We start from the raw sequence: 12,886 nt of genomic DNA, 5'->3' as shown, positions 1-12,886 counted from the left end.
CTGTAGGACGCCGCACGGTGAAGAGAAGACATTCGGATGGCCGCCTTGACTGACCAGATCGCCCTGACACGCGACCGCGCCGCGGCCCGCAAGAAGCCGGGTGGTCTCGGCGACAGCCTGTTCCGCGCGGCCTCCTACGGCTCGGCGCTCCTGGTGCTGTTCGTGCTCGCGGGCATCCTGGCCTCCATCGCCTACGGCGGCTGGCCGGCCTTCAAGGAGTTCGGCTTCGGCTTCATCACCTCCAGCGCCTGGAACATCGGGCAGGAGCAGTACGGGGCCTTCGTGGCCATCGTCGGCACCCTGGCCTCCGCCTTCCTCGCCCTGCTCATCGGCGTGCCGCTCTCGCTCGGCATCGCGGTCTACCTGACGCAGCTCTGCCCCGGCTGGGCTCGCAAGCCCGTCTCGATGACCATCGAGCTCCTGGCCTCGGTCCCGAGCATCATCTACGGCATGTGGGGCCTGTTCGTGTTCGCGCCCCTCTTCGCCCGCTTCGTGCAGGTGCCGGTCTCGAACGTTGTCGAGGGCATGCCCATCGTCGGCACCCTGTTCTACGCCCGCGTGCCCTCGGGCGTCGGCATCCTCACCGCCGGCATCATCCTCGCCATCATGATCGTGCCCTTCGTGGCCTCGATCACCCGGGACATGCTCGATCAGATCCCGACCGTGCTGCGCGAGAGCGCCTACGGCATCGGCTGCACCACCTGGGAGGTGGTGCGCCACGTGCTGGTGCCCCAGGCCTCGGTCTCGATCATCGGCGCGATCATGCTCGGCCTCGGCCGCGCCCTCGGCGAGACCATGGCGGTGACCTTCGTCATCGGCAACGCTAACCGGCTCTCGGGCTCGGTCTTCGATCCGGGCTCCACCATCGCGTCCCGCATCGCCAACGAGTTCAACGAGGCGGACGGCCTGCAACTGAACTCCCTGATGGCGCTCGGCTGCATCCTCTTCGTCATCACCTTCTTCGTCCTCGTCATCGCCCGCCTCCTCACCCGCCGCGCCAAGGTCGCCTGAGACCCATCGCCTGAGACCGCCCCCTCGCCGAGAGATCAGGAACCCACCATGGACGCCGCCACCCCCATCGCCACCACCGCCGCGCCGGCCCGGATCAGCCGGGTCCGCTCCGGCCGCCGGATCGCCGACAGGACGCTGATCCTGGCGAGCACCCTCGCCACCCTGATCGGCATCGTCGTCCTCGGTTCGATCCTGTTCATGCTGGTGGTCGAGGGCATCAGGGGCTTCTCGCCGATGCTCTTCACGGAGCCGACGCCGGGCCCCGGCTCCGAGGGCGGCGGCATCGCCAACGCGATCCTCGGCAGCCTGGTGCTCACCTTCCTGGGCATCCTGGTGGCGACGCCGGTCGGCGTGATGGCCGGCACCTTCCTGGCGGAGTACGGCCGAAACTCGAAGCTCGCCGACCTCATCCGCTTCCTCAACGACATCCTGCTCTCGGCGCCCTCCATCCTCATCGGCCTGTTCGTCTACACGCTGATGGTGCGGCCGATGGGGAGCTATTCCGGCTGGGCCGGCGCGGTGGCGCTCGCCATCATCGCCACCCCGGTGATCGTGCGCACCACCGAGGACATGTTGCGCCTCGTACCCTCGACCCTGCGCGAGGCGGGTGCCGCGCTCGGCGCTCCGCCCTCCATCGTGATCAAGAGCATCACCTGGCGCGGCGCCAGCGCCGGCATCGTCACCGGCATCATCCTGGCGCTCGCCCGCATCGCCGGCGAGACCGCGCCCCTGCTCTTCACCGCGTTGAACAACAACTCCTGGTTCCGCGCCGACCTCATGGGCGGCATCCCGAACCTGCCGGTGATGATCTACCAGTTCGCCCTCTCGCCCTACCCGAACTGGCAGCAGCTCGCCTGGGCCGGCGCCCTCCTCATCACCATCACGATCCTCGCCCTCTCGGTCGTGGCCCGGTTCGTCATCAAGACCGAGCGGTCGCGCTGATCGTCTGCGCGACGCCCCTCCCTTTCCTTGCCTTCGATCGACAGGACGCTGAACCGATGAACGCCGCCCCCGCGATCACCCAAGCGCAGCTCACCGGACGCCACAAGGCCGATGAGAGCTCCCCGGTCCGCATCGCCGTCAAGGACCTGAATTTCTACTACGGCAGCTTCCACGGCCTGAAGTCGGTCCACCTCAACTTCCACGACCGTCAGGTCACCGCCCTGATCGGCCCCTCGGGCTGCGGGAAATCGACCCTGCTGCGGACCTTCAACCGGATCTACAGCCTCTATCCCGAGCAGCGCGCGGAAGGCCAGATCCTGCTCGACGGCCAGAACGTCCTCGACGCGAAGGTCGACCTGAACGAGCTGCGCTCGCGCATCGGCATGGTGTTCCAGAAGCCAACCCCGTTCCCGATGTCGATCTACGACAACGTTGCCTTCGGCCTGCGCCTCTACGAGAAGCTGCCCAAGGCCGACCTCGACGTGCGCGTCGAGGAATCGCTTCGCAAGGCCGCCCTCTGGGACGAGGTGAAGGACAAGCTCAAGCAGTCCGGCATGGGTCTCTCCGGCGGTCAGCAGCAGCGCCTCTGCATCGCCCGTACGGTGGCCCAGCGGCCGGAAGTGATCCTGTTCGACGAGCCGACCTCGGCGCTGGACCCGATCTCGACGGGCCGCATCGAGGAGCTGATCGAGCAGCTGCGCTCCGAGTTCACCATCGTGATCGTGACCCACAACATGCAGCAGGCGGCACGCATCTCGCAGTTCACCGCCTTCATGTATCTCGGCGAACTCGTCGAGTTCGGACCGACCACGCGCATCTTCATGAATCCGGAGAAGCGTCAGACGCAGGACTACATCACCGGCCGCTTCGGCTGATCCTCGGCGGGTCGAAGCTGACCCGTCGCGGGTCGAAACCACCCCCTGGCGGGCCGGAACCGATCCTTGGCGGGCCGGTTCCGGCCTGCGCCAGACACCACCGTTAGGGCGGGCACCCGACAGGCGGGCCCGATCGAGGAGCGCAATCCATGCCCGACCACATCGTCAAATCCTACGACACGGACCTCGAAGACCTGCGCCGCTCCATTTCGGAGATGGGCGGCATCGCCGAGAAGATGATGACCGAGGCCGGGCAGGCCCTGGTGCGCCGCGATTCGGTTCTGGCCCAGGCCGTGATCTCCGCCGACACCCGCCTCGACATCCTGCAGCGCGAGATCGAGGAGCGGGCGATCCTGCTCATCGCCCGGCGCCAGCCGCTGGCCATCGACCTGCGCGAGACGGTGACGGCGATCCGCGTCTCGAACGATCTCGAGCGTATCGGAGACCTGGCCAAGAACGTCGCCAAGCGTGTGGTGGCGATCGCCGACCAGATCCAGCCCCAGAAGATCGTCATCGGCGTCCAGCACATGAGCGATCTCGTGCAGGAGCAGCTCAAGGACGTCCTCGACGCCTATGCCAGCCGCGACACCAAGGCGGCGCTCGACGTGTGGGAGCGGGACGATGCCATCGACGCGCTCTACAATTCGCTGTTCCGCGAACTCCTGACCTACATGATGGAGGACCCGCGCAACATCTCATTCTGCACCCACCTCCTGTTCGTGGCCAAGAACATCGAGCGCATCGGCGATCACACCACCAACATCGCCGAGACGATCCACTACCTCGTCACCGGCGAGAACCTCCTCGCGGAGCGCGAGCGCCCGAAGAACGACGCCTCCAACTACGCCACCGTGGACATGCCCGGCGCGGCCTGAGCCCGGCTGCGCCTGTTCGAAAGGGCACGATGAGTACGCGTATCCTGATCGTCGAGGACGAGGAGGCCCTGACCCTCCTCCTCCGCTACAACCTCGAGGCCGAAGGCTTCATCGTCGACTCGGCCGCCCGCGGCGACGAGGCGGACCTGCGCCTGCAGGAGCAGGTCCCCGACCTCGTCCTCCTCGACTGGATGCTGCCGGCCCTGTCCGGCATCGAACTCTGCCGCCGCATCCGCGCCCGGCGCGAGACCGAGCGGCTGCCGGTGATCATGCTCACCGCACGCGGCGAGGAGGGTGACCGCATCCGCGGCCTGGGGACGGGGGCGGACGACTACATCGTCAAGCCGTTCTCGGTGCCCGAGCTCCTCGCCCGGGTGCGCGCCCTGCTGCGTCGGGCCAAGCCGGCCCACGTCGCCAACATGCTGGTGGCCGGCGACATCGAGCTCGACCGGGTCAGCCACCGCATCCGCCGCGAGGGCCGCGAGATCCATCTCGGGCCCACCGAGTTCAAGCTCCTCGAATTCCTGATGCAGAGCCCCGGCCGGGTGTTCTCCCGCGAGCAACTCCTCGACGGGGTCTGGGGCCACGACGTCTACATCGACGAGCGCACTGTCGACGTCCATGTGGGCCGCCTGCGCAAGGCCCTGAACCGGCCCCGCCAGAGCGACCCGATCCGCACCGTGCGCGGCTCGGGCTACTCCTTCGACGAGATGTTCGAGGGCGAGTAGGCCCCGACCTTACACGATGCTGCGCACCACGCCGCCGTCGACCCGCAGCGCCGCGCCGCTGGTGGCACTGGCGGCCGGGCTGCAGATGTAGGCGACCATGCTGGCCACCTCCTCGACGGTGGCGAGGCGGCCGATCAGCGAAGTCGGGCGGTGCTCGGCCACGAAGGCGCGGCCTGCGGCGTCGAGGTCGACTTCACCCCCCGTCCCGCCGCCCTGCGCCATGCTCTTCATGAAATCGGCGACCCCCTCGGACAGGGTGGGGCCCGGCAGCACGCTGTTCACGGTGACGCCGCTGCCCGACACGGTCTCGGCGAGGCCGCGGGCGACGGCGAGCTGGGCCGTCTTCGTCATCCCGTAATGGACCATCTCCACCGGGATGTTGACGCCGGATTCGGAGGAGATGAAGACCACCCGCCCCCAGCCGCGCTGGACCATGCCGGGGGTATAGGCCCGCGACAGGCGCACGCCGCTCATCACGTTGGTATCGAAGAAGCGGTGCCAGTCCTCGTCCGGAATCTCGAAGAAGGGTTTGGGCTCGAAGATGCCGGTGTTGTTCACCAGGATGTCGACGTCCGGCAGCCCGGCGACGACGCGGGCCGCCCCGTCCGGGTTGGCGACGTCGCCGGGCGCCCCGATGAAGCCGGCGTGATTGGTCTCGCGCTTCAGACGCTCGACGGCGTCGCGGACCCGGTCCTGGGTGCGCCCGTTGATCGCCACGTTAGCCCCGAGTTCGCCCAACGCCTTGGCGATGGCATAGCCGATGCCGCCGGTGGAGCCGGTGACGAGGGCGCGCTTGCCGGAGAGATCGAGTTGCATGGGATCGTCCTTCGTGCGGGCCGTGCCTCCGGGGATGACCTCCCGGGGCCACAGCCTCTGGGGGCTTCGCCCGGTTCAACGCGCAGGACGGGCCCTGGTGCGATTCCGGTGTCCCCTCAGCCCTCGGGTCGGCGCCGCAGCACGCTCGTCACCGCGCCGAGGCTCGCGAGGCCGACCGCGCACCACAGGGTCGCGGCCACCGGGCCGGCCGGCGCAGCGCCCTGGTGCAGCCCGAAGATCACCGCCACCAGGGCGGCGCCGAAGGATTGTCCGGTGAGGCGGGCGGTGGATTGCATGCCGCTGGCGCCGCCGCTGCGGTCGCGCGGGGCGCTGGTGATGATGACCTTGTTGTTGGGCGACTGGAACAGCCCGAAGCCGAGGCCGCACAGGGTCAGGCGCCAGGCGATGTCGAGGTGGGACGCCCCCGCCGGCAGCAGGGCGACGGCGGTCAGGCCGCACGCCATCAGGCCGAGGCCGGCGCCCCCGAGGAGGCCCGGCGCGTAGCGGTCGGCGAGGCGCCCGGAGATCGGGGCCATCAGCGCGATGGCGATGGGCCAGGGCGTCATCAGGAAGCCGGTCTGCGTCTCGGAGAGATGCAGCACGTCCTGGAAGTAGAAGGGCAGGGCGACGTAGGCCATCATCTGCGCCGAGAAGGAGGCGACCGAGCTCGCCATCGACAGGGCGAAGGCGGGGATCCGCAGGAGATCGACGGGCAGGAGCGGGCGGGCCATCCGGGTCTGCGTCCAGACGAAGACGGCGCCGATCACCACTGCCGCGCCGATCTCGGCCAGCGCCAAGCCCCGGGTCGCGGGATCGCCGAGGCCGTCGATGCCGATGATCAGGAGCCCGAAGGTGAGGGCGTTGAGGACGGCGCTGCGGATGTCGAAGCGCCCGCCGCTCCGGGGCGTCACCGGCAGGGTGCGGGCGCCCACCGTGAGGGCGATCAGGCCCACCGGCAGGTTGACGAGGAACAGCCAGGGCCAGGTCGCCACGGACAGGATCGCGGCCGCCACGGTCGGCCCGGCGGCGGAGGCCATCGCCACCACCAGGGCGACGTTGCCGACGCCACGCCCGATCAGCCGGTGCGGGTAGATGAAGCGCACGAGCGCGATGTTGACGCTCATGATCCCGGCCGCGCCCAGCCCTTGCGCGATCCGCGCCGCCACCAGCCAGTCCAGGGAGGGGGCGAAGGCGCAGGCGACGGAGGCCGCCGTGAACAGGACGAGGCCGGTGAGGTAGACCCGGCGATAGCCGAGGATGTCGCCCAGCGACGCCAGTGGCAGCAGCGAGGCCGTCACCGCGATCTGGAAGCTGTTGGTGACGAAGATCGCCGCGGAGGGCTCGACCGCGAGGTCCTTGGCCATCACCGGCAGGGCGACGTTGACGATGGCACCGTCGAGCACCGCCATGGTCATGGCGAGGCCGATCGCGAGGAGCGCCAGCATGCGCTCGCGCACCGGCAGGCCGTCCGTCACGGGCTCCGGGGGGGCAGGGTGCGGGGCGTCGTTCGTCATGGGCGGACCCGTGGAACCCCGCGCCGGGTTTCGCAAGGGGCCGAGAAATCCCGCGTGTCCTTTGTCACGTCGATCCGGCGGCACGGACCGGCATCCTGCGCTATCTGATGTCGGACGCGCCGGACCGCGCGCTGCCGGGAGTCCACATGGACGCGCTTCTCAAGATCTCCGCCCTCGTGCTGGCGGCCCAGATGTCCGTGATGCCTGTGTCCCTGGCGCCCGCCCTCGCCCAGACCGCCGGGACGGACACCGCGCCCCTCGGCATCGGGCTCGAGGGCTTCGCCTATCCCTACCCGGTGTTCTTCCTCGAGCGGGTGCGCGACGGCGTGCGCCAGCGCCTCGCCTACATGGACGTGGCCGCCGAGGGGCAGGCCAACGGGCGCACCGTCGTCCTGCTGCACGGGCGCAATTTCCCCTCGAGCTACTGGCAGCCGGTGATCCAGGCGCTCACCCGCGCCGGCTACCGCGTGGTGGCCCCGGACCAGCTCGGTTTCGGCAAGTCGGCCAAGCCCGTGGGTCCCTACACCTTCGACGCCATGGCGGCCGACACCCTGGCGCTGCTCGATTCCCTCGGCCTGAAGCGGGTCGACGTGGTGGCGCATTCCATGGGCGGGATGCTGGCCGTGCGCCTGACCCGCAATGCGCCGACCCGGGTCAACAGCCTCGTGCTCGAAGCGCCGATCGGCCTGGAGGATTACCGGTTCACGGTGCCGCCGGTCTCCGACGCCACCCTGCTGCGCCTGGAGGGCGACGCCACGGCCGAGTCCTACCGCCGTCAGCTGATGACGAACTATGCCCTGTCGCTGCCGGCCTCCGCCATCGAGCCCTTCGTGTCGCTGCGCGAGCGGGTGAAGGGCTCGGGCGAGTATCCCCGCTGGCTTCAGTCCTTCGTCAATTCCTACCAGGCCATCTGGGGCCAGCCGGTGGTGCACGAGATCCCGCTGATCGCGGTCCCGACGCTCTTCGTCATGGGCGAGAACGACCACAACGCTCCGGGCAAGCCCTTCGCGCCGGAGGCCCAGCGGGCGGGGATGGGGCGCAATGCCGAGCATGCGCGGATGCTGGCCGGGCAGATGCCGAGCGGGCGCGCCGTGGTGCTGCCGGGCATCGGCCACCTCGTCCACATGGAAGCCACCGACCAGTTCAACACGCTGACGCTCGAATTCCTCGACGGTCACTGAGCGCCGGACCACCGCAACGGGAGACACGTCATGGGCATGGATGTCGGACTGATCGGCCTCGGCCGGATGGGGCGCGGCATGGCGGCGAGCCTGGTCCGGGCGGGCCACGGCGTCCGGGTCTGGAACCGCTCGCCCGGCGCGGCGGACGGCCTCGCGGGCGTCACGCCGGTGGCGAGCGCCGCCGAGGCCTTCGCGGGGGATGCGGCGATCACGATGCTGGCGGACGACGCGGCCCTGCACGCCGTGATCGTCGAAGGCGGGCTCCTCGACGGCGTCCGGCGCCCGGGCCTTCACCTCTCGATGAGCACAATCTCGGTCGCCCTGGCGCAGGATCTCGCCGCCATCCATGCCCGCGCGGGCGTGCCCTACATCGCCGCCCCGGTCTTCGGGCGCCCGGACGTCGCCGAGGCCGGCGCCCTGAACATCGTGGCGGCCGGCGACCCGGAGGCGATCGCCCGGGCCCAGCCGCTCCTCGACGCGATGGGCACCCGGACCTGGGGCTTCGGACCCGAGCCGCACCGCGCCAACGCGGTCAAGCTCGCGGGCAATTTCATGCTGATCGCGGCGATCGAGGCGATGGGGGAGGCGGCGGCGCTGGCGGAAGGGCATGGGGTGACGGGGGCCGACCTCCTCGACCTCCTGACCAGCACCCTGTTCGCCTCGCCGGTCTACAAGAACTACGGCGGCCTCATCGCCGCCCGCCGCTACGAGCCGCCGGGCTTCAACCTCAAGCTCGGCGCCAAGGATGTCGGCTTGGCGCTCTCCGCCGCCGGCGCCGCTGGCGTGCCGATGCCCTTCGCCAGCGTGCTGCGCGACAACCTCATCGAGGCGATCGGCCACGGCGATGCCGACAAGGATCTCGCCGCCCTGGCGGAGGTCGCCCGCCGGCGCGGCCGGCCGGCCTGACGCCCTTCGTCTCAGCGGTTGAAGACGAACAGCGACACGCCCACCACCACCGGAACCAGGGCGGCGCAGCCGATGAAAAGCGGCATGATCCAGCCGCTGCCGTCCTCCGGCTTGGCGGCCTTCTGCACCTTGGGCGGCGCGGCCGCGGTTTTCCGGGCGAGGGCGATGCGCGCAGGCGAGGGGGCGTTGCCCGCCGCCTCGTCGTCGGTGCCGAGCTGCGACAGGCCGGGATCGTAATGGGCGATCTTGTCGCCGGTCCGGCCGCTGTCGATATCGGCCTTCAGCATGGCGGTGGTGGGCCGATCGGACTCGGGCGGCGCCTCCACCGCGAGGTTGCCGGGGGCGGGGGGAGTTTCGGATCGGAGGGTCATGGGGCCTGGGTGTCCGTGCGCGGATCTGTACGCGTGCAACGCGCCATGGCGTCGCCCGTTCGCCGCCGCCCCTGTGACGCAGGCGCGCCGGATACCCGCGCGGTCTCGATCCAAGCCGGCTCGAACCGAGGCCGGTGCTCAGGGTCAGGGTGCCGGTATCACGCGGCGCCGCGTTCCCGGTCCTGCAGGCCGGAATGCGTCTCGACGTGGTTCCGGCCGTTGCTCTTGCAGCGGTAGAGGGCGCCGTCGGCCCGGGTGACGAGGCTGTCGGGACTTTCGCCGATCCGCGATTCGGCAACGCCGAAGGAGCAGGTCTGCGAGCCGGTCAGCGGCAGGGACGTCGCGGCGATGCGGTGGCACAACGCCTCCGCGAGGGCGCTGGCCTGTGCCAACCCGGTGCCGGGACAGACGATCATGAACTCCTCGCCGCCCCAGCGGCCCAGGGTGTCGCCGGGTCTGACACCGTCGCTCAAGGCCGCCGCGAGGGCGACGAGCACCCGGTCGCCGACCTTGTGGCCGTGCCGGTCGTTGATCGCCTTGAAATGATCCACGTCGGCCAGGATCACGCTGAACAGCGCGCCCTCCGCACGGGCCTGGATGGCGCAGGCCTCCAGCGCGGCGTCGAGCCGGCGGCGGTTGTCCAGGCCGGTGAGCAGGTCGGTGTGGGCGAGGCGTTCGAGTTCGCGCGTCCGCTCCTCCACGCGCGCCTGCAGCGACGCGTTCACCGCGCGCAGTTCGTCCATGAGGTGGGCATTGACCGCGAAGGCCCGGCGCAGGCGCCGCGCCATGCCGTTGAGCGTGTCCGTCAGGGCGTGGAATTCATGGCGCCCGCCGGTGGAGAGCTTGAGCGGGCGCGCACCGAGGTTGTCGGCGTCGAGTTGCGCCAGGAAGCGGCTGATCTGGCTCAAGGGCTGCCCGACCATGTGCCGGATCACCACGAAGAAGATCAGCGCGAGCACGAACGATTTCAGCATCGCGTTGATCAGGATCACCACGAGCGTGTTCTTGACCTGATCGAGGGCGATCGCATCGTCGGAATGGAGCGTCCAGGATCCGACGGGAAAGATCTGACCGTTGCGCTCGGTATGCATGAGGGCGAAGGTCCGGCTGAAGGGGCGTCCGAAGCCCGGGGTGACCGGGCTTTCCCGGCCCTCCGCATCCACCCGCACCGCCTGGCCCTGCGCGCCGGTCACCGTGCCGAGGGCCTGGACCCGCTCGCCGCGCTCGTCGCGCACCTCGACGCCGAGGACGACCGGGATCTCCTTCATGCCGGTGAGGATGCCGCCGAGCACCGCGGCGTTGTAGCGCCAGAGGGCATCCTCCAGGCCGGGGCTGAACGTGCGCTGCATCGCCGCCACGTCCGCCTGCAGCCGGTCGCTGGCGCGCCGGTACTCGATCGCCATCTGGACGCCGGTCAGCGCGACCGCCACCACCACGTAGCAGCCGAAGATGACCCGCATGAGGTGCGTCGCCAGGGCACGGCTGGCCGGCGGAGGAGCTCCTCCCGGCGGCGGCGACCGGTACCGGAACGGCGATCTCGGCATCCGCGGGGCTACTCGCTCGACAGGAAGGATGAATCGTAGACGGCGCGCAGCTTAGCCAGATCCTCGGGCGCCGACCACGCTTCGACGATGCCGCGATAGCGCGCGCTCGCGCGTTCCGCGGGTAGAACAGCGTCGATCCGGTCGATGACGGTGCGTCCCCACGGCGTGCGCGGGCACATCACGCGACTGAAGATGGGCTCGGGGCTCTCCGCCATGGGCAGGCCGATCCAGGGTGCCGGCTCCCCCAGGGCCTTGGCGTAGTAGGCGGCGATGTTCGCGAACTCGACGAGGTAATCGAGCCTGTCGTTCTGGAGCATCCGGAACGCCTCGCTGAACTCGGAATGCCTCTGAGCCGAGGTCGATGCCTGGAGGAGGGCATCGACGCCCGGCGCGATCGCGCGTTGGCGCAGGACGCTGGTGCGCAGGTTCGGGTGGTCCGTCAGCAGGCTGCGCAGCGAGAGCGGGCCGAGGGCTTCGAAGCGGGCCCGCTGCGTCTCCCGGACCACGATCCGCAACGGGTAGAACAGGCCCGTGGGGCGCGAGAAATACGCGTAAGCGTCGCGCTCCGGCGTCTGGACGCCGCCGACGAAGCACCATTCCATCCCCTGCTTCATCGCGCTCACCACGCGGGGGAAGGGCACGACCAGGGTCTGATGCGTGTAGTCGGCGAGATGGCCCATCAGGAGGTGGCGGACCTGATCGAAGATGCCGGTGTCGGCCTCAGGACCACCGGTGATCATGTACGGCGCCGCGTCGTAGCGGGTCCACGTCACCTGCTTCGGGGGACCCGGTTCCTCGGCCCGTGCGCCGGCCATCATCGCCAGGAGGGCGGTGACGGCCCACGCGACCGGCACGAAGGCGTGCCTCGCGCGGAACCGGGAGAGCGGGTTCGCTCGGCCCATCAACCGCGATGCTCCGCCGGCAGCGGGAACGGGATCGTCGCCGACGCGTCCGAGCGGTCTCCGCATCGGCAGAACAAGCCTTCCCCCATCGCCCGTATCCCGGCCCGCTTCCCGGGATTCATGCCCGAGGGATGTTCACCAACCCGTTAACGATGGCTCATGAAACCAACGAGAATCATGTATTCGCTCGATGATAAATCTCAGGATCGATATCTTGTTGGTCGCGTACGCCTAAATTCGAAGGATGTATTCCGTGAATGAAAATATGATTCGGATGTCTGCGCCGTGGATAACTGCTTATACTTGATGATCATAGGTTCATTTGCGATGTGATTCGTTGAAAGGAGCGTGAAGCGTGGAACGATTTCCTGGATGAACGGCCATACACGGCCGCGCGCCGACCGGGTGCGGGACCTTGCGGAAACCCGGCCGGCGGCACAGGACCTCGTCTGGTCCCGCTCGTGCTTTCCGAACCGTCGGGACGCGCGGGAGGAAGCGGGACGACATGCGGGACGACGCGACACGTGTGGACAACCGGGATCGGGTGGGCTCGATCTGCCGCTCCCTGCGCCGGGCGATCGTCGAACGGGCGATCATGCCGGGCGACCGGCTGCCGGAGGATGCCCTGGGCGAGCGCTTCGGCGTCAGCCGCACCATCGCGCGCCAGGCCCTCGGGCAGCTGGCGGGGGAGGGGCTGGTGGAATTGCGGCGCAACCGCATCGCCGTGGTGGCGACCCCGAGCTGGGCGGAGGCGCGCGACACCTTCGACGTGCGCATCAGCCTGGAGCGCCTCGTGGTCGCCCGCCTCGCCGGGCGTCTCACCGAAGCGCATCAGGCCGCGCTGCATGCCCATATCGGCCGCGAGGAGGCGGCGCAGGGCGGCGCGGACGGCGCCTCGATCCGCCTCGCCACCGAGTTTCACCTGCTGCTCGCGCAGATGACCGGCAGCCCCGTGCTGGAGCGCTACGTGGCCGAGCTCGGCTACCGCTGCGCCCTCGTGCTCTCGCTCTACAGCCGGCCGCATTCGGCGGAATGCGGGGTCGCCGAGCACCGCGCCCTGGTCGCCGCCCTGATCGCGGGCGAACCCGAGCGGGCCATGGCGCTGATGGACCACCACCTCGACGCGGTGGCCGAGCGGGCGCGGATCGTCGCGACCCCACCGCGGGAGCGCGACCTCGGCCGCCTGCTCGCGCCCTATATCGAGCCCGTGGGCGGCTGAGC

13 protein-coding genes are annotated in these 12,886 nt (G+C 69.8%); 8 read left to right on the top strand and 5 right to left on the bottom strand.

Annotated elements, in window-relative coordinates:
* Positions 1–36 precede the first annotated feature (36 nt).
* The 5 genes from pstC to phoB all read left to right on the top strand — a co-directional run bounded on the left by pstC (position 37) and on the right by phoB (position 4,431).
* On the top strand, positions 37–1,011 hold the full coding sequence (gene pstC, locus MKK58_RS08260) for a phosphate ABC transporter permease subunit PstC (protein WP_243911616.1): 975 nt from the start codon (positions 37–39) through the stop codon (positions 1,009–1,011).
* A 48-nt stretch (positions 1,012–1,059) separates the two neighbouring features.
* Positions 1,060–1,953, top strand: a complete 894-nt coding sequence (gene pstA, locus MKK58_RS08255; RefSeq protein WP_243911615.1) for a phosphate ABC transporter permease PstA — start codon at positions 1,060–1,062, stop codon at positions 1,951–1,953.
* Positions 1,954–2,009: 56 nt separating this feature from the next.
* On the top strand, positions 2,010–2,828 hold the full coding sequence (gene pstB / locus MKK58_RS08250) for a phosphate ABC transporter ATP-binding protein PstB (RefSeq protein ID WP_243911614.1): 819 nt from the start codon (positions 2,010–2,012) through the stop codon (positions 2,826–2,828).
* 149 nt (positions 2,829–2,977) lie between these two features.
* Positions 2,978–3,703: a phosphate signaling complex protein PhoU gene (gene phoU, locus MKK58_RS08245; protein WP_243911613.1), complete on the top strand. Its 726-nt coding sequence runs from the start codon at positions 2,978–2,980 to the stop codon at positions 3,701–3,703.
* A gap of 29 nt (positions 3,704–3,732) precedes the next feature.
* Complete coding sequence (gene phoB / locus MKK58_RS08240) at positions 3,733–4,431, top strand: phosphate regulon transcriptional regulator PhoB (protein ID WP_243911612.1); 699 nt, start codon at positions 3,733–3,735, stop codon at positions 4,429–4,431.
* 9 nt (positions 4,432–4,440) lie between these two features.
* On the opposite strand, the gene MKK58_RS08235 is transcribed toward phoB, so the two are convergent.
* Together MKK58_RS08235 and MKK58_RS08230 are read right to left on the bottom strand one after the other, a co-directional pair.
* Positions 4,441–5,247 (bottom strand): SDR family NAD(P)-dependent oxidoreductase, encoded by an 807-nt coding sequence (locus tag MKK58_RS08235; RefSeq protein ID WP_243911611.1) that lies wholly within the window; start codon positions 5,245–5,247, stop codon positions 4,441–4,443.
* A gap of 116 nt (positions 5,248–5,363) precedes the next feature.
* Entirely contained in the window at positions 5,364–6,761 is a 1,398-nt protein-coding gene (locus tag MKK58_RS08230) for an MFS transporter (RefSeq protein ID WP_243911610.1), read from the bottom strand.
* 146 nt (positions 6,762–6,907) lie between these two features.
* On the opposite strand from MKK58_RS08230, the gene MKK58_RS08225 reads away from it, so the two are divergent.
* A complete protein-coding gene (locus MKK58_RS08225; protein ID WP_243911609.1) occupies positions 6,908–7,942 on the top strand; it encodes an alpha/beta fold hydrolase in 1,035 nt (344 codons plus the stop codon).
* A 36-nt stretch (positions 7,943–7,978) separates the two neighbouring features.
* On the top strand, positions 7,979–8,848 hold the full coding sequence (locus MKK58_RS08220; RefSeq protein WP_243911799.1) for an NAD(P)-dependent oxidoreductase: 870 nt from the start codon (positions 7,979–7,981) through the stop codon (positions 8,846–8,848).
* Positions 8,849–8,859: 11 nt separating this feature from the next.
* On the opposite strand, the gene MKK58_RS08215 is transcribed toward MKK58_RS08220, so the two are convergent.
* The 3 genes from MKK58_RS08215 to MKK58_RS08205 all read right to left on the bottom strand — a co-directional run bounded on the left by MKK58_RS08215 (position 8,860) and on the right by MKK58_RS08205 (position 11,665).
* Complete coding sequence (locus MKK58_RS08215) at positions 8,860–9,219, bottom strand: hypothetical protein (protein ID WP_243911608.1); 360 nt, start codon at positions 9,217–9,219, stop codon at positions 8,860–8,862.
* Between the two features lie 158 nt (positions 9,220–9,377).
* Positions 9,378–10,679 (bottom strand): GGDEF domain-containing protein, encoded by a 1,302-nt coding sequence (locus MKK58_RS08210; protein ID WP_243911607.1) that lies wholly within the window; start codon positions 10,677–10,679, stop codon positions 9,378–9,380.
* A gap of 92 nt (positions 10,680–10,771) precedes the next feature.
* Positions 10,772–11,665 (bottom strand): TIGR02285 family protein, encoded by an 894-nt coding sequence (locus MKK58_RS08205; RefSeq protein ID WP_243911606.1) that lies wholly within the window; start codon positions 11,663–11,665, stop codon positions 10,772–10,774.
* Positions 11,666–12,170: 505 nt separating this feature from the next.
* On the opposite strand from MKK58_RS08205, the gene MKK58_RS08200 reads away from it, so the two are divergent.
* A complete protein-coding gene (locus MKK58_RS08200) occupies positions 12,171–12,884 on the top strand; it encodes a GntR family transcriptional regulator (RefSeq protein ID WP_243911605.1) in 714 nt (237 codons plus the stop codon).
* The last annotated feature ends 2 nt before the right edge of the window (positions 12,885–12,886 follow it).

This window comes from Methylobacterium sp. J-078 (genome assembly GCF_022829285.1).
Lineage (GTDB): Bacteria > Pseudomonadota > Alphaproteobacteria > Rhizobiales > Beijerinckiaceae > Methylobacterium.
This window is presented reverse-complemented; position numbering and strand designations above follow the sequence as displayed.

What these genes read in the sequence shown, in the direction of transcription:
- pstC (WP_243911616.1), top strand. Translation starts at nt 37, where the DNA reads ATGGCCGCCTTGACTGACCAGATCGCCCTGACACGCGACCGCGCCGCG.
- pstA (WP_243911615.1), top strand. Translation starts at nt 1,060, where the DNA reads ATGGACGCCGCCACCCCCATCGCCACCACCGCCGCGCCGGCCCGGATC.
- pstB (WP_243911614.1), top strand. Translation starts at nt 2,010, where the DNA reads ATGAACGCCGCCCCCGCGATCACCCAAGCGCAGCTCACCGGACGCCAC.
- phoU (WP_243911613.1), top strand. Translation starts at nt 2,978, where the DNA reads ATGCCCGACCACATCGTCAAATCCTACGACACGGACCTCGAAGACCTG.
- phoB (WP_243911612.1), top strand. Translation starts at nt 3,733, where the DNA reads ATGAGTACGCGTATCCTGATCGTCGAGGACGAGGAGGCCCTGACCCTC.
- MKK58_RS08235 (WP_243911611.1), bottom strand. Translation starts at nt 5,247, where the DNA reads ATGCAACTCGATCTCTCCGGCAAGCGCGCCCTCGTCACCGGCTCCACC.
- MKK58_RS08230 (WP_243911610.1), bottom strand. Translation starts at nt 6,761, where the DNA reads ATGACGAACGACGCCCCGCACCCTGCCCCCCCGGAGCCCGTGACGGAC.
- MKK58_RS08225 (WP_243911609.1), top strand. Translation starts at nt 6,908, where the DNA reads ATGGACGCGCTTCTCAAGATCTCCGCCCTCGTGCTGGCGGCCCAGATG.
- MKK58_RS08220 (WP_243911799.1), top strand. Translation starts at nt 7,979, where the DNA reads ATGGATGTCGGACTGATCGGCCTCGGCCGGATGGGGCGCGGCATGGCG.
- MKK58_RS08215 (WP_243911608.1), bottom strand. Translation starts at nt 9,219, where the DNA reads ATGACCCTCCGATCCGAAACTCCCCCCGCCCCCGGCAACCTCGCGGTG.
- MKK58_RS08210 (WP_243911607.1), bottom strand. Translation starts at nt 10,679, where the DNA reads ATGCGGGTCATCTTCGGCTGCTACGTGGTGGTGGCGGTCGCGCTGACC.
- MKK58_RS08205 (WP_243911606.1), bottom strand. Translation starts at nt 11,665, where the DNA reads ATGGGCCGAGCGAACCCGCTCTCCCGGTTCCGCGCGAGGCACGCCTTC.
- MKK58_RS08200 (WP_243911605.1), top strand. Translation starts at nt 12,171, where the DNA reads ATGCGGGACGACGCGACACGTGTGGACAACCGGGATCGGGTGGGCTCG.